The sequence below is a fragment of the Streptomyces sp. NPDC017979 genome (assembly GCF_044328175.1).
In the GTDB taxonomy this organism is placed as follows: domain Bacteria; phylum Actinomycetota; class Actinomycetes; order Streptomycetales; family Streptomycetaceae; genus Streptomyces.
Map to the genome: position 1 here is coordinate 42,860 of NZ_JBIRGU010000007.1, position 19,419 is coordinate 62,278.

Annotated in this window: 15 protein-coding genes and 2 pseudogenes; 10 read left to right on the forward strand and 7 right to left on the reverse strand. The window is 69.1% G+C overall.

Translation table 11 applies throughout. The features are described 5' to 3' along the window. The first annotated feature begins 296 nt into the window (after positions 1–296). Complete coding sequence (locus ACH4E8_RS19710) at positions 297–1,139, forward strand: S1 RNA-binding domain-containing protein (protein ID WP_398449844.1); 843 nt, start codon at positions 297–299, stop codon at positions 1,137–1,139. A 122-nt stretch (positions 1,140–1,261) separates the two neighbouring features. Here the strand turns inward: ACH4E8_RS19710 and ACH4E8_RS19715 are convergent, their stop codons facing one another. Both ACH4E8_RS19715 and ACH4E8_RS19720 read right to left on the reverse strand, forming a co-directional pair. Beyond that, positions 1,262–1,567 carry a hypothetical protein gene (locus ACH4E8_RS19715; RefSeq protein WP_398449846.1) on the reverse strand — a complete coding sequence of 102 codons (306 nt, stop codon included), beginning with the start codon at positions 1,565–1,567 and terminating at the stop codon, positions 1,262–1,264. A 654-nt stretch (positions 1,568–2,221) separates the two neighbouring features. After that, positions 2,222–2,548, reverse strand: coding sequence for a hypothetical protein (locus tag ACH4E8_RS19720; protein WP_398449848.1), 327 nt, complete (start codon positions 2,546–2,548; stop codon positions 2,222–2,224). Positions 2,549–2,706: 158 nt separating this feature from the next. Between ACH4E8_RS19720 and ACH4E8_RS19725 the strand changes: the two genes are divergently transcribed. After that, the gene (locus tag ACH4E8_RS19725) at positions 2,707–2,943 is read left to right on the forward strand and encodes a hypothetical protein (protein WP_398449849.1); all 237 of its coding nucleotides are present in this window, start codon (positions 2,707–2,709) and stop codon (positions 2,941–2,943) included. 369 nt (positions 2,944–3,312) lie between these two features. Here ACH4E8_RS19725 and ACH4E8_RS19730 read toward each other — a convergent pair. After that, positions 3,313–3,498, reverse strand: a pseudogene (locus ACH4E8_RS19730) (ATP-binding protein); the annotation flags it as partial. Positions 3,499–3,701: 203 nt separating this feature from the next. Here ACH4E8_RS19730 and ACH4E8_RS19735 point away from each other — a divergent pair. Both ACH4E8_RS19735 and ACH4E8_RS19740 read left to right on the forward strand, forming a co-directional pair. Beyond that, positions 3,702–4,997, forward strand: a complete 1,296-nt coding sequence (locus tag ACH4E8_RS19735; protein ID WP_398449851.1) for a DUF4241 domain-containing protein — start codon at positions 3,702–3,704, stop codon at positions 4,995–4,997. A gap of 270 nt (positions 4,998–5,267) precedes the next feature. Then, a complete protein-coding gene (locus ACH4E8_RS19740; RefSeq protein WP_398449853.1) occupies positions 5,268–5,507 on the forward strand; it encodes a hypothetical protein in 240 nt (79 codons plus the stop codon). 454 nt (positions 5,508–5,961) lie between these two features. On the opposite strand, the gene ACH4E8_RS19745 is transcribed toward ACH4E8_RS19740, so the two are convergent. Further along, entirely contained in the window at positions 5,962–6,450 is a 489-nt protein-coding gene (locus ACH4E8_RS19745) for a DUF6882 domain-containing protein (protein ID WP_398449855.1), read from the reverse strand. Positions 6,451–6,505: 55 nt separating this feature from the next. On the opposite strand from ACH4E8_RS19745, the pseudogene ACH4E8_RS19750 reads away from it, so the two are divergent. From ACH4E8_RS19750 to ACH4E8_RS19770, 5 genes and pseudogenes are all read left to right on the forward strand, one after another. Continuing rightward, positions 6,506–6,649, forward strand: a pseudogene (locus tag ACH4E8_RS19750) (transposase); the annotation flags it as partial. 66 nt (positions 6,650–6,715) lie between these two features. Then, positions 6,716–7,798 (forward strand): protein kinase family protein, encoded by a 1,083-nt coding sequence (locus ACH4E8_RS19755; protein ID WP_398449857.1) that lies wholly within the window; start codon positions 6,716–6,718, stop codon positions 7,796–7,798. Positions 7,799–8,062: 264 nt separating this feature from the next. Then, complete coding sequence (locus tag ACH4E8_RS19760) at positions 8,063–8,368, forward strand: hypothetical protein (RefSeq protein WP_398449859.1); 306 nt, start codon at positions 8,063–8,065, stop codon at positions 8,366–8,368. After that, complete coding sequence (locus tag ACH4E8_RS19765; protein ID WP_398449861.1) at positions 8,365–8,838, forward strand: GNAT family N-acetyltransferase; 474 nt, start codon at positions 8,365–8,367, stop codon at positions 8,836–8,838. Before ACH4E8_RS19760 ends, ACH4E8_RS19765 begins: the two co-directional genes overlap by 4 nt. Before the next feature lie 182 nt (positions 8,839–9,020). Then, positions 9,021–9,677, forward strand: a complete 657-nt coding sequence (locus ACH4E8_RS19770; RefSeq protein WP_398449863.1) for a class I SAM-dependent methyltransferase — start codon at positions 9,021–9,023, stop codon at positions 9,675–9,677. A gap of 178 nt (positions 9,678–9,855) precedes the next feature. Here ACH4E8_RS19770 and ACH4E8_RS19775 read toward each other — a convergent pair whose 3' ends face one another. Next, on the reverse strand, positions 9,856–10,278 hold the full coding sequence (locus ACH4E8_RS19775; protein ID WP_398449865.1) for a hypothetical protein: 423 nt from the start codon (positions 10,276–10,278) through the stop codon (positions 9,856–9,858). A gap of 321 nt (positions 10,279–10,599) precedes the next feature. Continuing rightward, positions 10,600–13,902, reverse strand: coding sequence for a right-handed parallel beta-helix repeat-containing protein (locus tag ACH4E8_RS19780; RefSeq protein WP_398449867.1), 3,303 nt, complete (start codon positions 13,900–13,902; stop codon positions 10,600–10,602). 101 nt (positions 13,903–14,003) lie between these two features. On the opposite strand from ACH4E8_RS19780, the gene ACH4E8_RS19785 reads away from it, so the two are divergent. Continuing rightward, positions 14,004–15,158 (forward strand): S8 family serine peptidase, encoded by a 1,155-nt coding sequence (locus ACH4E8_RS19785; protein WP_398450297.1) that lies wholly within the window; start codon positions 14,004–14,006, stop codon positions 15,156–15,158. 74 nt (positions 15,159–15,232) lie between these two features. Here ACH4E8_RS19785 and eccCa read toward each other — a convergent pair whose 3' ends face one another. After that, positions 15,233–19,156, reverse strand: a complete 3,924-nt coding sequence (eccCa, locus tag ACH4E8_RS19790; RefSeq protein WP_398449869.1) for a type VII secretion protein EccCa — start codon at positions 19,154–19,156, stop codon at positions 15,233–15,235. Positions 19,157–19,419 lie beyond the last annotated feature (263 nt).

Genomic DNA, 19,419 nt, shown 5'->3' on the forward strand with positions numbered 1-19,419 from the left:
AAGCGGATCCGGCTGGGCGACGTGCCGTATCGGCCGACGCGTCGTGCCGGCCCCGGCCCGTTCCGGGAACGTGACGTGCTGCGGGAACTGCTCTCAGAGCTGGGGGCTTCCCCGATTCGTGAACGCGATCGATCTCAGCTGCCGCACGACGAAGGCGGTCGAATTCGGCGATGCTGGCGTCTGGGAAGAGCTTCCAGCGGGACGGCGTTGAAGCTCCCGTTTGGTGTGTTCATGGGCTGAGCACGAGGATCACCAGCTTCAGGGGCAAGGCCCGTAGTACCCCCTGACCTAGAGTCATGGTTGTGACCGAACCTCTGCCGAGCGAAACCCTGAAGGAATTCCTGAGCACCGTACGAACCGGTCAAGTCCGTACCGGACGCGTCATGAGTGTCGAGGACCGGGAGGTGCTCGTCGAACTGGACGGGTTCTCCGGCCCCGGGCAAGCAGTGGGGTGTATCCCGCGTGACGATCTGACCCGCAAAGCGATCAAGCATCCGTCCGAGGCTGTGAGCATCGGGCAGCGGCTCACCTTCGAAGTGCTAGCCATCGACTGGCAGCAGGAGTGCGTCTGGGCCTCGGCTTCATCGTGTGAGGACCCGGCGCTGCGAGCATTTCTTCTTGGCCTTCGGCGCGGCGCAACACATCAAGGCCAGGTGCAGAGCGTCCACAACTTCGGTGTGTTCGTGAACCTTGACGGCGAACCGGTCAATCAGTGCACCGGGTTCATCAGGATCCCCGAACTGAGCTGGGAGTGGCTCGACCATCCCGCAGACGTCGTCACTGCGGGCCAGCGGGTCAAGGGCGAGATCATCGACGTAGACACCCGGCGTGGACAGGTTCAGCTGTCGCTGAAGGCTCTCCAGGAGAACCCACTCGTTCCCTTCACGGACCAGGTAGGCACCATCACAACCGGGCTGGTCACCAAGCTGGTTCCGTTCGGAGCCTTCGTCCGCATCGCCGACGGCGTCGAGGGCCTCGTCCACAACACCGAGTTCCGTCACGAGCCCGTCGAGCACCCAAGCCAGATCGTGCGCGAGGGCGACGAAATCACGGTACGGGTAGTCGAAGTCGATCTCCCACGCCACCGTGTCACCCTGTCCGCCAGAGATCTACCTCAGGACGGGAGACGATCTTCCTGAGCGCACCAGGCCGTCGCCACTCGTGAACACCCCTGAAGGCGCAGCGGGATTCCCGCGTGGCAGGGTCGTTCGTGGTCAGCTTCGCGCGGTCGACGCGCACCACGACGACGTGCACCCAGTCCTTAGAGATGGAGTTCCATCTCCCAAGCTTCGAACGGCGGCTCGACCCGGTAACTCGGGTCGCAGCGCGCCCGAATCCACTGGGCGACCCTGTACTGCGCATCTCCGTCATTCAGCACCATGCCGTTCTCGTCGACCTGCAGCACATTGCCGTAGATCGCAAAGACCTGCTCCAACGATGAGCCTGAGTGAAAGACAGTCGACTGGTAGTCGAACCCGTCGAGCAGGTCAAGGTCGATGGTGCCGTTCGCCAAGTAGAAGGCGAACAGCCGATACGAAGCACGCACGTCGACAGACAGATGTCCCACCAACACATCATGCGCAGCTCCTGCACCCTCTTGGCAAGATCTTTCAACGACGGCCCCCAGCACCGGTCGATCTCGCGTGAGCCCAATGAGGGGGCGTGCCAGAGGCCGCCGCACGTGGCTAGCTGACGTCGGTGGAAGGGTTCGCTGGGCGCACCGGCTCGCGGAGCTCCCGACCGACCACACACCCGGCGCCTGTCCGAGTAACTGCGCGAACGCGCGCACCCTGCCAGCCCATCCGTGGGAAGGCCGGCCCCGAGACACCGGCCCGGGCGCCTCACCGCTGCGCATGCCCGCAGTCTCCGCGCAGCATCCTGCTGCCGCCGCGCAATCGAGGAGCACCCGCCAGGCCGCGCCGCCATTCCGCATCCCCCGGCCATTCGCCCGCGCCGTCGCTCGGTTTGATGTTCAACGCTGCCTGATAGCCAGCACCGGCGAGTTTCGGCATCTCGGAGCCTGTCACCGCCGTTCAGAGGTGAGGACCACGTCATGGACCAGAAGGCAAAGTTGTACGTCGTTCATGGATTCCGCCCATAGCCCTTCGGCATCGAGCAGGGAGGCCGCGACCATCCGATCCTCGGCGACGAGCTCGGGGTCGTCGTTGAAGCCTGGCCACGGGCGGCAGGAGCAATTGTCAAAACCTGTGGGCGGGCAGAGTCACGACGAGGGGTTTGCGCCCTGGATGACCTTCCAGCCGTGAGCCTTGTTTCCTGAGACGAGGAGAGGCGTTCCCGCTCCATGGAGGGTCACGAGGGCGGTGTGGGAGGGATCGAGTTCGTCGACCGGACGCCCGTAGAAGAGGATCTCCGCCAGCTCCAGGTCGATCGAGACCGCAGTGCCGCGGATGCGGTGGAAGCGCGCCCCGAGGCGGACCGGTCCTCGGATGCACCGCACGACAACGGTTGCCCTGTCCTCCTCGGTGCCCCGGATGTCGTCGATCTGGAGTTCCGCGTCGATCCGCGAGTGCTCGGGAGTCATCGTCACACCGCCATGATCTCAGGGCGTTCGACGAGCTGGCCGCGTTCGAAACGGGCTCCCGCGCGGACGAGCGGGACGAGGTGGGCGCCGTTGACCGACTTCCTCGCGGACCACCTCGCGCGTACGACCGCTGCTACACCGCGAGCCACCTGCTCCAATACCACGTGCTTGACGAGGTGCGCGGTGACGCGGAACGCGGAGCTTTCCTGCACGACTGGATCGCGGGCCGACGACCTGACCACATCCCGCCCGAGATCACGGCCATCATCGACCGGCACCTACGCCCTATCCTCGTCGTGGTCTCCCTCTTCCACCGCATGATCACCGAGAGCAAGCAGCCTCCGTTCCCCACCACGGAGATCGAGCGGCAGTTAGGCGCCGGCGCCACAACCCCGAGCTGATCAACGCACTCTCAGCGCGAGCACCAACTTCCGACTGCAACTCCAGACCCTGCGGTTCGTCGTCCGGCTGTGGCAGCCGCAGCGTCCACTGAGGAGATGGGAAGAAGGGAGATCCCCGCTCGCACGGACTGAACGCAGCGCCCGCGGATGACCGGCTGATCAAAGCGCCCGGCGCGGTTTCCCGGCACGGTTGCCGGTGACGACCAGAGGTCGCGGCTGGTCTTCTCGAAGTCCGGCCCCATGGCAGATGCCGCCGAGCTCGACCCCGTAGCCCATCCGACCATGTCGACGGAGCGCCTGCCGCTGCCAGCCGGCCATCATGCGCGATCGAGGGGCCCCACCACGCCTCCCAGCAACTGTGCGTGCACCGAGCCCGAAGCCTTGGCGGAAGCGGCGGTCGTCACGGACCGCGAGTTCTTCGGACAGCACCAGGTCGAGGAAGTCGAGGCAGCCCGTCTTGGCCTCGTCAGCCCGCCGGGAGTACTCGTTGACGACTTCGGCCAGGTGCGGCAGGCCGAGCTTGGCGGCCGCGGTGCGGATGCAATTGCCGGTCAGCTTGCTGAAGGCACTTCCTTGTCTTCGGTACGGGTGGTGAAGAAGAGGCGGGTGCCGGTCAGTTCGTGATGGACCGACAGCGGCCGGCGGCTTACCTCGATGCGGGTGACCGCGGCCAGGTTCAGAAAGGGCCGTTGTCACGAGCAGCGGCTACCTTGCAGCTCAGCAGAGAACCAAGGCAGGTTGCAGGAGGAGGAGCGGCAATGGTCGTCGAGGTGGGTTACGCGCAGGCGTGGGACCTGGAGGCTTGTGCGCCCTGGCGGCCGACATCCGCCGAGGAGGCCCGGAAGCGGGATGCCGCCGGGCTTCCATACGTGGTGGTGTACCGGGAGCCGGGCCGGGAGGCTCCGCTGGAAGTCCGGCTCGTCTCCTGGCAGGACCACTACGTCGGATTGTGGGTCTACGACGCCCAGGGCCGCCGCACCTACAACCTGGACATGCGGCTGCTGGACGACCCGTCACGGCTGCTGCGCCGGTACTCCGTCGGCTGGTACTACACGGGCCCAGAGATGGCGGAATTCGACAAGGCGTGCCCACGCATCACCGTGGACCTCTTCCCGGACGGGCGGGGCCGACGGACGGAGGAACGGCGGGGGCAGGATGGGGACTCCTACACCACCTCGCCCGGACTCCGGGACGACGAGCGCTGGATGGACCGCCCCGCCTTCGGGGAGTGGCCGCTGCTCTCGGCCCAGGTGCACGGGGTCCTTGAGGCGCCGGCCTTCGAAGCGGCTGAGGTGGCCGAGCCAGGTGACGCAGCCGCCCCCGCGACCTGCTGGCGTTCGCCGCGCCCCGCGCAGCCCGGGCCGATCAACGAGTTGTTCCGGCCCGGAGCGCGCGTGACCGACGGGTACCACCCCGAGATGACCGTCGTGGAACCACACCGGGTCGGCACCCTGCGCGTACCCAGCGGGCTGCTCGCCGTCTCCGGCCCGGACGTCGACCACGGCGACGGGCCGCACATCACGGTCCCCATCCTGCCTGGGAAGCACGTACTCGACGAGGCGCGGGTCCGCTTCAGCTACCACTGCGAGTGGCGGGACGCCGAGGTCACGACCACGGAACCCACGGCCGTCCGCCTGCTCGTCAGCGACACTCCCGCAGCGACCTGGGAGATGGCCCTAGGGCCGGACGACGATCCCCGGCTGTTCACCGAGCAGCAGATAGCCGGCTTCGACACCGACGGCGCCACCGGCTGCTTCGCCGACGCCGCGGCCTGGGAGCCGCTCGTCGCGCTCTTCGAGCGGGGGCTGATCAGGAGGGAGTCGGACCTGGTCGGGTACGAGGACATCGACGACGGTTCCATGTTCATGCAGCGCACGTGGGACGAGGCTTCCGGCGGCGAGCTCATGTCCTTCGCGACGTCTGGGGACGGTACCCACCCGGTGTGGGTCGGCCGTTCCGAGGTCGGTGAGGTAGTCGGCATCGTGGTGCTGGTGGAGGGGATGCCCGAACTGCTTCCAGAGCGGGACGGTACCCCCACCGATGCGGATGTGTAGGCAGGTTCCTGGATGCAGGCTGAGTCGCCACCCTGGTTGCAGCTGGTGACGATCTCGGCAGCACGGCTCACAACGCCCGGAGTCCGGAGTCCGGAGTCCGGAGTCCGGAGTCCGGAGTCCGGAATGCAAGTGCCCATCAGGTCAGCGGCGGGGGCCTTCCGAACTCGTGAACATTGACTTGGTCGACTTCGGGGTGCCTCCCGAATTGGGCGACAAACAGCTCCCGATCTCGTGGAAAAGCTAGACGAACGCGGTCGCTACTGTTCGGACGTGACCCTGACTGACATCAACAACGGATTTCGTGATGATGGGCAGCGGCGTCGCGTCAAGAAGATCACTCATGATCGCCTCACGAACGACCGCGACCCGCAGGAATGTCGCTTCCTCATGCGGTTCCGGTGGCATCTGGTCATATCGTACCGAGAGGAATCTATGGGCGAGCTCGGCCTGAACTTCGACAAGCCGAATCACTGGGGGGTGTCAGTCACCAACAATGTAGAGCCAGCCTGACTTTTGGATGGCTAGGCAGGAAGAGTCCCGCACCTGTTGAATTACTGGGGTCACTTCGTCCTCGGGGAGGGCTTCCAGTTCCGCCACGAGACGGTGCAGTTGGTACGAGTTAAACATAGTGTCCCCGTACTGCATGACGCCGCGCCGAAGACTACTGTCTGGCGCTCGGTGGCACATCTTGCGGAAGGAATCGTCGGGGTCATCAGTGAAGAAGCCGAGGGGCTGCCCTCCGAGGCCCTTGACATGAATTCCCAGTCCCATTCATTCTCTCCATAGCGCCGGTCGTCCTCCGAAGTGACCGAGGATCCCAACACCTCGGCCCCGGATCGTACAGAGGGAAGTCGCCGATGACAGTCGTCCTGCGCGGCGACCTAGGATCGCAACGAGTTCCAGCCGTAGGACGACAACACCACCTGATAGCCAGCACCGGCAAGTTTCGGCATTTCGGAGCCTGTCACAGTCGTTCAGCGGTGAGGACCAAGTCATGAACCAGAAAGTGGAGTTGCACGTCGTCCATGGATTCCGCCCATAGCCCTTCGGCATCGAGCACAGAGGCCGCGACCATCCGAGCCTCGGCGACGAGCTCAGGGTCGTATTTGAAGCCTGGCCGTGACAGGACGGGGTAGTCGTTCTCCTCGCCGAACTGCCGGACGAACGTGATGTCCCCCAGGACTGCCGCCGGCAATGACTCGTTCGCCCAGGACCACAGCCAGGACTGCTGGGAGAAACTGACGCTGCCGATCATCGTGAGTCGGCCGGTGAGGAAGACCTTCCCGTCTCGCGACCACGTGATCTGTGCATCGTCCATAGACCATTGGTACTGCACGTCACCCGACAGTCCAAAGCGTTCGACCATGAGGGCCTGCCGAGCGCGGGCGCGCTCGCGGGCCGCGAGCACGACCTCGTCCCAACCTGAGTGATCGTGCTTCAGCTGATCGTCCACTCCGCCTCCCCACGTAGAACTGGCAGCAGGATCATCCCACCCGTGCTGACGACTCCTGGCCGCCGGGGCCGGACCTGGCCGGCCGCCGCGGACCTGGACCCGCCGGCAGTTGACCGATGGCATACCGTGGCAGACTCGGACCGGGGCGCCCTGGCGTGATCTGCCTGAGCGGTATGGGCCGTGGGATCGGGCCTATGACCCTACGTAAGGTCGGTTCCACACACGGGATTGCCGAAGCCCTGGTTCGGGCAGCGAGGAGTGGTCGATGCCTGACCAGGATGTGCTGCGCGCCCAGCGTCTGGCTGGTTACGGGACCGTGAGTACCCGGCTCTCGTTGCTGAGTGACCACCGACTCGGAGAGGTCGTGGCGGCCGCTACCCCGCTCGGGTCGGGCATCGGTGGCAGGTCGGCAGAGATGGACGTCAATGGAACGCGCGTCTTCGTCAAGCGGATCCCTTTGACGGACGTCGAAGTGCGCCCGGAGAATGTGCGGTCGACTGCGAACGTCTTCGAGCTGCCGGTGTTCTACCAGTACGGGGTGGGCTCTGCCGGGTTCGGTGCCTGGCGGGAACTTGCCGTGCACACCATGACCACGAACTGGGTTCTCGGCGGTGAACATCCAGGATTCCCCCTGATGTACCACTGGCGGGTTCTGCCCGACTCACCTCCCGAAGGATTCACCGACGAGTTCGGGGGCCTGGAGGGGGCCGTTGCGCACTGGGAGGGGTCACCCGCCGTTCGTGACCGGCTGGAAGCCATCGGCCGCGCCTCGTGCAGCCTGGTGGTCTTCCTGGAGCACGTGCCACACACACTCGCCGGCTGGCTGGCCGACCACCGCAACAGCAGCGTGCCGGACCGTCTGGACGGCTCGCGCTTTCGCTGGGTGGAGGAAGCTTTGATGGAGGGAGTTGCCTTCATGAGCTCTCGCGGACTCGTCCACTTCGATGCGCACTTCGACAACGTCCTGACTGACGGCCGCCAACTCTACTTCGCTGACTTCGGACTCGCCCTGAGCTCCCACTTCGACCTCACGGCCAACGAGTCCACCTTCCTCGCGGACCACCTCGCGTACGACCGCTGCTACACCGCGAGCCATCTGCTCCAGTACCACGTGCTCGACGGGCTGCGCGGCGCCACCGAGCGCGCAGTCTTCCTCCACGATTGGATCGCGGGCCGACGACCTGACAGCATCCCGCCCGAGATCACCGCCATCATCGACCGGCACGCACGCCCCACCGTCGTCGTGGACTCCTTCTTCCGTCGCCTGTTCACCGAGAGCAAGCAGGCGCCGTTCCCGGCAGCAGAAATCGAACTGCAATCGAGCGCTGGCATCACAGCCCCCAGCTGATCCTCACCCCCACCGCTATCGCCCGCGAGACAGTCCTGCCTTGCCCGCTCCCAGGAACTGCTCAATCTCCGCCCGACCACGGCTCTGCGCATCGTCAACCACCGTCAGCCCGTTGAGGACACCCATCGTAGAACCGCCACGCACCCCCTGAGAGCGGTTCCACAGCCGCCCTGGCCCGTCCGTGTCTTGCTCGCCGGCGACCGTCGGGTGCGTCACTGCCGCCGCGGTGCCCGATCGGCTCGTCGGTACATGAAAGGGCCATGGGTGTCCCAACAACATCCGCAGAACACCGAGCGCATCCTGACCGAGGGCGCGTGCCTGATGACGCGCGACGACGATCCCGGCAACCTCGTGGGCGACGCCCTCGGCGCCGACGGCAGGCTCCTTGAGGAGGGCCGGGACCTGGCTGACGACCGAGCCAGGGTCATCGACGGTACGGGCAACACCGTGCTGCCCGGATTCATCGACACCCGGGCGCCACAGTGGACATCGGAAAATCGCTACCCGGGCACCGGTGTGACTGGCTACGCTCACCCGCCTCTGACCAGCACAGATATGAGGAACGCATGACGCAGCAGTTCACCGACCACCAGGGCCGGGCCGTGGTGGTTGAGGAGATCACGGAAGACAACTGGCGTGATGTCGCCGACGTGGCGCCCGCCGACGGGCAGCGCCAGTTCGTGGCCGCGCTCGCGGCGCGCTATCTCCTGCTCTCCCAGCGCGGCGAGGTGTGGACGTCCCTCGGCGTCCGCGCCGGTGATGACATCGTGGGCCACGTCATGTGGGCGTACGACGACGATCACGACGCCCACTGGATCGGCGGCATGGTGGTGGGCGCGGCCGAACAGGGCAAGGGCGTGGGCCGCGCCACCCTGGGCGCCGTGATCGAGCACCTGTCGGCGCTGTCGGGGTGCCGGCAGATCTGTCTCTCTTACCACCCAGGCAACACTTCCGCCGGCAGCCTCTACACCTCGTTCGGCTTCCAGCCGACCGGGGACCTTGAGGACGACGAGATCGTGATGGCGCTTCTGGTCAGCTAGGACCTGTCCAGCCGGCCATATGACTACTCGCCCCCACGGGGCCGTTCCTACCGTTCAGCACCGGCGTTGCGACAGGTGATCGACGGGATTCTGCACCGAGTGCGGACCTGCGTGCCGTCGCGGTGAGAATTGACACCGCTCTGAGGTTCGGGAGTGTCAGTGGCTGCTGAGAGCATCAGTTCATGACTGACCAGACTGCCTCGATCATTGCGTACTGGGATGCCGTTGCATCCGTCTTCGATGACGAGCCGGATCATGGTCTGCGGGTTGACCACACACGTGCTGCCTGGGCTCGACTCCTGCGTTCATGCATGCCGACCGATCCCGTCGATGTGCTCGACATCGGTTGCGGCACCGGGTCGATGTCCGCGCTGTTGGCTGAGGCAGGACACCGGGTAACAGGGGTTGATCTTGCGCCGCGCATGGTCGAGCAGGCATGCGCGAAGTTCAGTGGCGCTGGTCTCGAAGGCCGTTTCCTGGTCGGCGACGCGATGATGCCCCCGACCGGGGAACAGCGCTTCGGTGCCGTGCTGTCGCGACATCTGCTGTGGACGCTGCCTGATCCGGAGGCCGCACTGCGTGAGTGGGTGTCCCGCCTGAGTCCGGGCGGCCGACTGGTGCTGGTCGAAGGTCGGTGGAGGGAGGCGGGCCAGAGCGGTGTGCCGTATGTGACCGGCACCGAATCGCTGCCGTGGAACGGAGGAATCACTGCCAGTGAACTGGCAGCAGCAGTGCGGACCCTAGTCTCTGGCCTGCGTGTTGAGCCGCTCAGCGATAGCCCGGATCTTTGGGGTGGCCCAGTGACCGACGAGCGCTATGTCCTGGTCGCCGACGTGTGACCTGCTGAGAACGGTCAGCCCGCGGCGGCTCCGTGTTCGCTGGCGCGGGCTCGGGTGGATTCCGGGCTGGCAGTGGAGAACTCCCAGGCCGTAGTGGGAGCCGAACGGGATCCAGCGCTCGGCCTCGACGCTATGCCGGGAGAAGCCCGGCACCCGGGTGACGGCTGCCATGAGGTTGTCATAGCAGACCTTCCCGGTCGGTACTCCACCCAGCGCGTTTGAGAGCGTGGACGTGGCCCTCGAAGAACGCCTGCTGCCCTACCGAGTCCAAGATCCGGTGGACGGCCTTGCCCGAGTAGGACAGCCGGAACGCGAACAGGCAGCAGGTCACCAACTCGCCGGCCAGCCGCACCGTCACGTTGCCGAAGTCGACCTCCGCCTCCGCTCCGGGCTTGTGGGTCTGTGGGACGAAGGCTTCCAGCACGCCGCGTCCGGCTTGGAGCCGGATCGCCTCACGCCGGTCAGCGACGTAGCCACGGACCGTCTGGTACGAGATCTCGTGCGCGCCGTGCTCGTCGAGAAGCCGCTTGGAGATCCGCTGCACCGTGTGCCGCTGCTTGCGCGGCGCAGCCAGGTCGGCCCGCAGCGTGGCTCCGGCCAAGCCGACGTCAACGCCTTCTGCACGGTCAGGAGACCGACGCCGTACTTCCGCTGAAGAGCACGGCCCGCCACGGACACTGCGGCCAGCATCGTCGCGAGCGGCCGCGCGGGCGATGTCGACCTGGTTGTGGTTGCCGGCGACGTTCTCGGGGAGAACGGTGCGCTCAAGGGAAGCGGTGTCGTCTTCGACGAGGCCACGGCCTCTTGCGACCGACTCTTTGACGCCGCCGGCCTGCCGCATCCGACCCGGCCGCCACGTCCGTGGACGACGGCCGAACTCGGGTCCGGTTGTGCCAGCGGGGTGACGCGACCGCCAGCTGTGTCAGCCGCTGAAGCCCGGCTCCCCCGCTGGCAGGTCGTCCGGCAGGAGCGTGCGCAGGTCGTCCACGGTGGGGCGGGCGACGGCGGTGAGGCGGCGGGCCTGGTGGGTGACCATCGTCTCCAGGAGTTGGCGGGCCAGGCGGGCGTTGCCGAACGTGCGGCCCCGCGGTGCTGCGTCGATGCGGGCGCGCAGCGCCTCCAGGGTGGGGGCGGGGCAGGTGTAGCCGGTCTCCTCGGCGTGCCGTTCCATGATGGTGAGCAGTTCGTCGGTGGTGTAGTCCTCGAACTCCACGGACCGGGAGAAGCGTGAGGCCAGGCCCGGGTTGGAGGAGAGGAAGCCGCGCATCTCCTCGGTGTAGCCGGCGACGATCACCACCACTTCGTCGCGGTGGTCCTCCATCAGCTTCAGCAGGGTGTCCACGGCTTCGCGCCCGAAGTCGGAGCCCGCGCCGTCGGGGGTGAGGGTGTACGCCTCGTCGATGAACAGGACTCCGCCCAGGGCGCTTTGGAACACCTCCTTGGTGAGTTGTGCGGTGTGGCCGACGTAGCGGCCGACCAGGTCGGCGCGGGCCACCTCGACCAGTTGGCCGCGGGGCAGGACGCCGAGCGAGGCCAGCAAGCTCGCGTAGAGCCGGGCCACGGTGGTCTTGCCGGTGCCGGGTGCGCCGGAGAAGACCAGGTGCTGGCTGATGCGGGGCACGGGCAGACCGGCGGCCTCGCGCTGTTTGGCCGTGGTGAGGAGGCTGACCAGGTCGGTGACCTCGCGTTTGACGGCGCGCAGCCCCACCATGTCGTCGAGCTTGGCCAGCATCGTCTCGCGGTCCTCCGCCTCCGTCCGGGGGGCCGACGTGGACTCGCTGACGTCCTCCGGCAGCAGCAGCGTCAGGTCCCGCTCGGCCGGCTCGTCCATCGTGGCCAGCCGGAACGCCTGGCGGTCGACCATCTCCTCGAACACCCGGCGCGCGGCCCGGCCGTTGCCGAATGCGGCGCCGCGTTCCATCGTCTCGTAGTGGGCGGCGAGCGCCCGGGAGGTGCCGGGGCCGAGTTCGTACTGGTGGGAGCGGCACATGCTCTCGGTGATCGTCACCAGCTCGTCGATGGAGTAGTTGTCGAATTCGATGGTGCGGGTGAATCGGGAGGCGAGACCGGGGTTGGAGGAGAGGAAGTCGTCCATCTCCGAGGAGTAGCCGGCGGCGATGACCGCCACGTCCTCGCGGTGGTCCTCCATCAGCTTCAGCAGGGTGTCCACCGCCTCCCGGCCGAAATCGTTCGACGAGCCGCCCGAGGTGAGGGTGTACGCCTCGTCGATGAACAGGACGCCGCCGATCGCCTTCTTGAACGCCTCCGTGGTCTTGATCGCCGTGCCGCCGATCACCTGGGCCACCAGGTCGGCGCGGGAGACCTCCACGAGGTGGCCCTGTGGCAGCACTCCGAGTTGGGCCAGGATCGATCCGTAGAGCCGTGCCACGGTGGTCTTGCCGGTGCCGGGCGGGCCCGCGAAGACCAGGTGGCGGCTCATCGACGGCACCGGCATGCCCAACCGCTTGCGGCGCTCGGCGAGTTGGTTGAGGTTGACCAGGGTGCGCACCTGGTGCTTGACGCCGTCCAGGCCGATCAGCGCCTCCAACTCCTGCAGCGGGTCCTGCGGGCCGTCGCCCTGCTGGCCCGGACTGCCGGGGGCGCCGCCGGTGGCCGCGTCCACGCCCCAGGCGTCCGGGGCTCCGTTGTCCGTGCTGGTCAACTCCAGCACTTCGAGCCGGTCACCGGCCCGGGTCTGGGTCAGGCCGGCGCCCCGGTTGTCGCGCACCGTGCAGCCGTGGACCGTCACCGGCTCGGCGGTGTCCACCCGGACTCCGTCGCCGACGCTGCCGGACACCTCGCAGGTGCGCAGTTCGGCGCGGGCGCCGGCGACCAGCAGCACGCCGTGTGCCGCGGCCCCGGAGATCCGCATGCGGGTCAGCGCCGCCTCGCCGCCGTCCTCCACCAGCACTCCGGAGGAGCCGCAGCCCTCCACGTCGGTGTCGCGGACGGTGGCCAGGCCCTCCCGGCCCACCGAGACCGCGGCGTCGCCGCTGGCGCGCAGCGCGCAGTCGTCGAACTGGACCTGTGCGCCGTCGGCGACCCGCACGCCGGCTTGGGCGGCGCGTTCCACGACGCAGAACTCCAGCCGGCCGCGGCCGTCGTCGCCCACCTCCACGCCGTGCCGTCCCGCCCCGGTGATCAGGGTCCGGCGCAGCAGCGGCTTGGCCCGGGAGCGTATCGAGATGCCGCTGCCGCGCGGGTCGAGGACCTCCAGTTGGTCGAACTCGGCGGTGGAGTCCTCGGTGAGCTGTACGGCCGCTTCCGCGTCGGTGCAGTCCCGTACGGTCGTCCGCAGGAACGTCGGCGAGCCGGCGTCGGTGACCCGGATCGCCGGCCCGGCTGCCGCGTCGAAGGTGCAGTCTTCGAAGGTGCCCCGGGACCGCTCGGTGACCACCAGTCCCTGTCCTTTGGTACGGGTGGTGGTGCACCGGCGCAGCAGCGGGTCGGCGCCCGCCGACAGGGCGATGCCGGGGCCCGAGGTGCCGAAGACCGTGACGTCCTCCAGGACCGGTCGGGCGGCGCTGGTCAGGTGGACGCCGACGGCGCTGTCCCGCACGGTGGTGTGCAGCACGCGGGTGGTGCTGCTGCCCTCCAGCGCCAGGGCCGGTTTGTCGGTGCCGCTGATCTCGCAGGACTCCACGGTGCCCTGGGCGTCGCCGTTGGCGAGCACCCCGTTGCCGCGGGCGTCGCGGATCCGGCAGTTGCGTACGGTGGAGCCGGCCTGCTCGCTGAGCACCACGGCGGAGGAGCCGAGGTTCTCCAAGACGCAGTCGTCGATGACGCTGGGCTTGGTGGAGGTGTCGACGATGCCGGCGCCCTCCCGGTTGGTGACCCGGCAGCCGCGCATCGCGAGCGACCCGGTCTCCCGGGCGAGCAACGCGGTCCAGCCCGAGCCGATGACGGTGCAGCGGTCCAGTGCGACCTGGCCCCGCGGCGAGTCCACCACGGCGACGTCCTCGCTACCGCCCCGCAACACCAGATCGGTGAAGAGCACCGCGTCGGCGACGAGCGTGAGGGCGGTACCGCGACGCGGGCAGATCTCCACCGACCCCGGGTCGCCCTCGCCGACGACCGTGACGCGGGTGCGTACGGTGAGGTTCTCGGCGTAGCGGCCGGGTCCGACCCGGATGACCGCCCCCGTCCGCGCCGCGGCCAGCGCCTCGCCAATGGTCCGGAACTCGTCCGACTGCTCCTGACCCACCGTCAGTACTTGCCGTGACACGCTTGCCCCTCCAATGTCCTGCACGGGCCTTCGCCCCGTCCGGTCCCGTGCTCACGTCGCCTAGCATGTGCCGCATGCCCATTGACCGTTGCCGTCGTGTCATGACCCTCGCGGCGGTCGCCGTGATACCCACCCTGCTGTTGGCACCGCCCGCCCGTGCCGACGGCAGCGGGCCCGAGAGCCTGCCCCCGCTGCGCCTGCGGATGGCGGCCGAGGACTCCTGCGCGACCGCCTCGACCAAGACCGCGGGGCGGAGCCCCTGGACCCATCGGGCGCTCCAACTCTCCCGGTCCTGGCAGCTCACCCGGGGTGCCGGGGTCACCGTAGCCGTCGTGGACACCGGGGTCGGGACCAAGGTGCCCGCGCTGGCCGACCGGGTGACCTCGGTGGGCGGGGCGGGTGAGGACTGCGTGGGGCACGGCAGCTTCGCCGCCGGGCTGATCGCTGCCGCGCCCACCGGGCCGGGCACGGTCACCGGCGTTGCTCCCGGGGCCCGCATCCTCGCGGTGCGGGGCACCGACCGTCAGGGCGTCCCGGAAGCCGGGCTGATCGCGCGTGGCATCCGCACCGCCGTGGACGAGGGCGCCCAGGTCGTGTACGTGGGGCAGGTACTCGACGCGGCGGACCGGGAGTTGGCCGCGGCGGTGGCGCACGCGACCGAGAAGGACGTACTCGTCGTGGCGCCCGCCGCTCCGGACGTCGCGCCCAAGGGGGCCGACGGCCGGCCCGACACCCGGGCCCGCGCCTATTGGCCGGCCCGGCTGCCCGAGGTGCTGTCGGTGGTCGACCACGGGCCGGACGGCGGCCGGCCCAAGGACGCGCCCGCCGCGCTCTCGCCCGACCTGTCCGCTCCCGGGGGCGCCGTGGTCGGCATCGGTGCGCGCGGCTCGGGCCACTTCATCGGTTCCGGGTCCTCGCTGGCCGCGGCGCACGTCGCCGGGGCCGCGGCGCTGCTGCGCGCGTACCACCCGGACCTCAGCGCCGCCGCGACGGCGCGCCGGCTGACCGAGGCCGCCTACCCCGACCACACGCCCCGGTTGGACGTGTACGCCGGACTGACCGCGCTGCTCGCGAAGGACCGGGCGCCGGCCGAGAAGAGTCCCGAGCCGGCGGTGCTGCCCGCGTCCGCCGCCGAGGGTCCCAAGAGCCGGGCCCTGTGGATCGGCGGCGGCGCCCTGGCGCTGGTGCTGGTGGTGGGTGCGGCCATGGTCATCGTGCCGCTCGGCAAGGCGCGCGGCTGGCGCCCGGCGCGCTAGCGCGCGCACCGCCACGGTCCTGCCGGGCCGTGGCGCTGGCGTCGCCACGGCCACGTCGCGGGGGACGGAGACCGTCACGAGGTCCCCTCGTCGACGAGCGCCGTCTGGATGTCGACGCTCTTGCGGCGGGTGATCCGCGTACCGCGGCCGGGGATCAGGTTGCGCCCCTTGACGTTGCCGAACACATAGCCTTCCGTGGGCGGGCAGGACAGCAGGATGCCGGGGGTGTTGACCTCCAGCATCCGGCGCAGCAGCGGATCGTTCAATCCGCGTCCCGCGCCCGCCGCCGAGCGGGCCACCACCAGGTGCATCCCCACCTCGTACCCCAGTGCCAGATGCTCCATCAGCGGGCCGAAGGGCTGGTTCAGGGGTCCACCGCCGCCGACCATGTCGTAGTCGTCGACCAGCACGAACAGCCGCGGCCCCGTCCACCAGTCGCACGTGCGCATCCGGGACGGTGCGATGTCCGCGCCCGGCACCCGGGTCTTCACCGCACGTGCCGCGCCGTCCACCAACTCCTTGAGGGCGTCCAGCGACACCGCGTGTCCCAGACGGTGGGAGTCGGGTACGGCCTCGACCAGTTCGCGCCGGTAGTCGACCACCATGATCCGCGCTTCGGCGGGGCTGTAGCGGTCGGTGATCGCCTTCGCGGCCAGTCGCAGCAGATTCGTCTTGCCGCTCTCGGCGTCGCCGACGACGATCAGGTGCGGGGTCGCCGAGAAGTCGTGCCACAGCGTGCCCATGCCCTCTTCCTCGACGCCGAGCGCGATCCGTAGCCCGTCGGCCTCGGCCGGGGGCAACTCGGCGGCGGGCAGCACCGTGGGCAGCATCCGCACCTGCGGCGCCGGCGGGCCCGACCAGCCCTCGTTCACCCGGGCCACCAGGTCGGCCACGCCCTCGGAGAGGTCCGAGGACTCCGTGCGGCCGTCCATGCGGGGCAGCGCCGCCAGGTAGTGCAGTTTGGAATCGCGGGTCAGGCCCCGGCCCGGCACCCGCGGCACCGAGGCCGACTTGCGGACGTCGATCGTGGAGTCCATCGGATCGCCCATCCGCAGCTCCAGCCGGGTCCCGGTCTGGTCGCGCACCGCGGCGGTCAGCTCCACCCAGCGGGAGGTGGTGACCAGCAGGTGGATGCCGTAGTTCAGGCCGCGCGCCGCCAGTGCGTTGAAGGTGCTGATGTGCTGGTCGTAGTCCTGGCGGACGGTGGACCAGCCGTCGACCGCGAGGAACACGTCACCGTGCGCCTCCTCGGGGAACTCCCCCGCCGCCCGGCGCCGCCGGTAGGACGCCATGGAGTCGATGCCCTGCTCCAGGAAGAACCGCTCGCGGTATGCCAGCACCGCGGTGACCTCGGAGATCACCCGGCCCACCCGCTCCTTGTCCATCCGCGCCGCAACTCCACCCACGTGCGGCAACCCCGCCAGACCGGCCAAACTGCCGCCGCCGAAGTCCAGGCAGTAGAACTGGACCTCGCGCGGCGTGTGGGTGAGGGCCAGCGCGGTGATCAGGGTGCGCAGCAGCGTCGACTTGCCGCTCTGCGGGCCGCCCGCGATGCCCGCATGGCCGCCGGCGGCCGACAGGTCCACGATCAGGGGGTCACGGCGCTGGTCGAAGGGCCGGTCCACGATGCCCACCGGTGCGCTGAGCTTGCCGCGCAGCGAGGTGTTGGTCAGTCCGTACTCCGGGTGCGGGACGAGCGGGGCGAGCAGTTCGTCCAGGGAGGAAGGCTCGTTCAGCGGCGGCAGCCACACCTGGTGGGCGGGCGGCCCGGCGTCCCGCATCCGTTCCACGGCCACCGCCAGCAGCGACTGGCTCTCCTCCTCCGGCCGTTCGGTCCTGCTCTCCTCGGGCGGTGCTTCGGGCAGTTGCCGGGGCACCACCCAGCCGGCGGTCCACGGCACCACCTGACTCGCCACCCGCGCCTGGTGCGCCGATCCGCTGCGCCGCCGGTAGGGCCCGGAGACGTACGCGGCACGGAACCGGGTCAGCGCCTCCACGCCCGTCTTGATGAATCCGCTGCCCGGCGTGGGCGGCAGCTCGTAGGCGTCCGGGACGCCCAACACGCCCCGGCTCTCCATCGCCGAGAAGGTCCGCAGCCCGATCCGGTACGACAGGTGCGACTCCAACTGGTGCATCCGGCCCTCGTCCAGCCGTTGCGAGGCGAGCAGCAGATGCACCCCGAGGCTGCGCCCGAGCCGTCCGATCATCACGAACAGCTCCATGAACTCGCGGTGCGCGGCCAGCAGCTCGCTGAACTCGTCGACGACGACGAACAGGCTGGGCAGCGGGTTCAGCGGCGCTCCGTCCGCCCGTGCCTTCTCGTACTCCAGCGCCGAGGTGTAGTTGCCCGCGGACCTCAGCAGTTCCTGTCGGCGGATCAGCTCGCCGTGCAGGGCGTCCTGCATGCGGGCGACCAGTTCCACCTCGTCCGCGAGGTTGGTGATCACCGCGGAGGTGTGGGGGAGTTCGTCGAGGCCGAGGAAGGTCGCGCCGCCCTTGAAGTCGACCAGGACGAAGTTCAACGTCTCCGACGAGTTGGTGAGCGCCAGGGCCAGCACCAGGGTGCGCAGCAGTTCGCTCTTGCCGGAGCCGGTGGCGCCGATGAGCATGCCGTGCGGCCCGGTGCCGCCCTGCGCCGACTCCTTGATGTCGAGCTCGACCGGGGTGCCCCCGGGGCCGACCGCGATCGGCACCCGAAGCCGCTCGGAGCGGGTGCGCCGCTGCCACAGGGCCCCCGGTTCGTGGCGGTGCAGGTCGGCGATGCCCAGCAGGGCGGTCAGTTCGGTGTCGGCGGCCATCGGCTCGCTGGCTTCCCGGCCGACGCCCATCCGGTACGGGGCCAGTCGCTTGGCGAGGGACACCGCGGTCGCCGTGCCCATCGCGTCCGGCCGCCCCAGTGGTACCAGTTGTTCCTTGCGCTCCCGGTCGGTGCGCACCAACTGCAGCGCCCGGTCGGCCAGGTCGAAGCGGAGCGTCACCCGGCCGGGCCGCCAGGTCAGTGCGGAGTCCAGGTCCAGGAGGACCGCGTTGCGGAAGCCGGGGCCGTCCATCCGGTGCCCGTTGGGGACCGTGACCCCGTCGAGCACGACCACCACGTACGGCTCCTCCCGGCCGACCCGGGCCTCCGGGTCGAACGGGGGCCGCTCGGCGAACTCCGGGCCGAGCAGTTCGTCCAGCTCGTTCACCGACGTGACCACCATGCGCACCGCGCCCGCGCCGTCCGACTCGGTCCAGTGCAGGTTGTGCGGGAGCCACTTCACCCACTCCCAGTCGGCGCGCCGGTCGTCGGCGGCGCAGACCGCGATCCACACGTCCTCGGGCGAGTGCACCACGGCGAGTTGCGACACCACGGCGCGCGCCAGTGCGCGGATCTCCGCCCGGTCGCCGCGGAACAGCACGCGGGCCCAGGTCCGCAGGTACACCGCGATCGGCTGCTGGGGCACCGTGGAGTAGGCGCGGGTGAAGCTGCGCAGCGCGTGGGCGCTCAGCGGCTCCAGGTCCTCCACCGGCTTGGTGGAGAGGGGGTTCAGCTTCAAGCCCAGCTTCTGGTCGCCGACCGCGACCCGCACTTCGCCGAAGTCCTCGTCCGTCGGGCGCCGTTCCCACAGCCGGCTGGTGCCCACCAGGGACCACAGGGTTTCCGGTGCCGGGTGTCGCCAGGCGAGCGCCTTCTGCTGCTCGGCGACCGCGGTGCGCGCCTTGCGCCGCACCTGGCGCAGATAGCGCAGGTAGTCCCGCCGTTCGCCGTTCAGCCGCTGTTTGCGTTCGCTGCTGCGGCGCACGTACTGACCCAGCACCATCGCGGCGGCGGAGACCACCATCATGCCCAGCGCCAAGTAGATGAACACTCCGCTGCGGGAGCCGCCCGGGCGCATGTACATCAGCACCATGGAGACCGACATCAGCGCCATCGGGAGGTAGTTCCACACCGCGGAGCTGTCCGGGGTGACCTCCGGCAGCTCGGGGGGCTCCTGGAGGCTCAACTCCCCGTCCGGCATGTCGGGTCCGCGTCTGCGAGCTGGCCGACGGAAAAGGACGGTACTCAACGAGCGCTCTCCTTCCCGGCGCCGCGGGGCGGCACGGCGGGACTCGGGGGGCGGGGCGACGCCGACTGGGCCCCGCGAAACGGTGGACAGGCGGACGGAACAGGCGAGTTGGACAGACCACCACGATGTGTGTGGATGGCCGCGGCCGACCCCGTGGGCGCAAACCCACCGGCCACGGGCAGTCTACGATCCACCTGACGGTTCACTCGTGCGGA

Coding starts and splice junctions, on each gene's coding strand:
- ACH4E8_RS19710 (WP_398449844.1), top strand. CDS start 297: ATGGTTGTGACCGAACCTCTGCCGAGCGAAACCCTGAAGGAATTCCTG.
- ACH4E8_RS19735 (WP_398449851.1), top strand. CDS start 3,702: ATGGTCGTCGAGGTGGGTTACGCGCAGGCGTGGGACCTGGAGGCTTGT.
- ACH4E8_RS19755 (WP_398449857.1), top strand. CDS start 6,716: ATGCCTGACCAGGATGTGCTGCGCGCCCAGCGTCTGGCTGGTTACGGG.
- ACH4E8_RS19765 (WP_398449861.1), top strand. CDS start 8,365: ATGACGCAGCAGTTCACCGACCACCAGGGCCGGGCCGTGGTGGTTGAG.
- ACH4E8_RS19770 (WP_398449863.1), top strand. CDS start 9,021: ATGACTGACCAGACTGCCTCGATCATTGCGTACTGGGATGCCGTTGCA.
- ACH4E8_RS19785 (WP_398450297.1), top strand. CDS start 14,004: ATGACCCTCGCGGCGGTCGCCGTGATACCCACCCTGCTGTTGGCACCG.
- eccCa (WP_398449869.1), bottom strand. CDS start 19,156: ATGCCGGACGGGGAGTTGAGCCTCCAGGAGCCCCCCGAGCTGCCGGAG.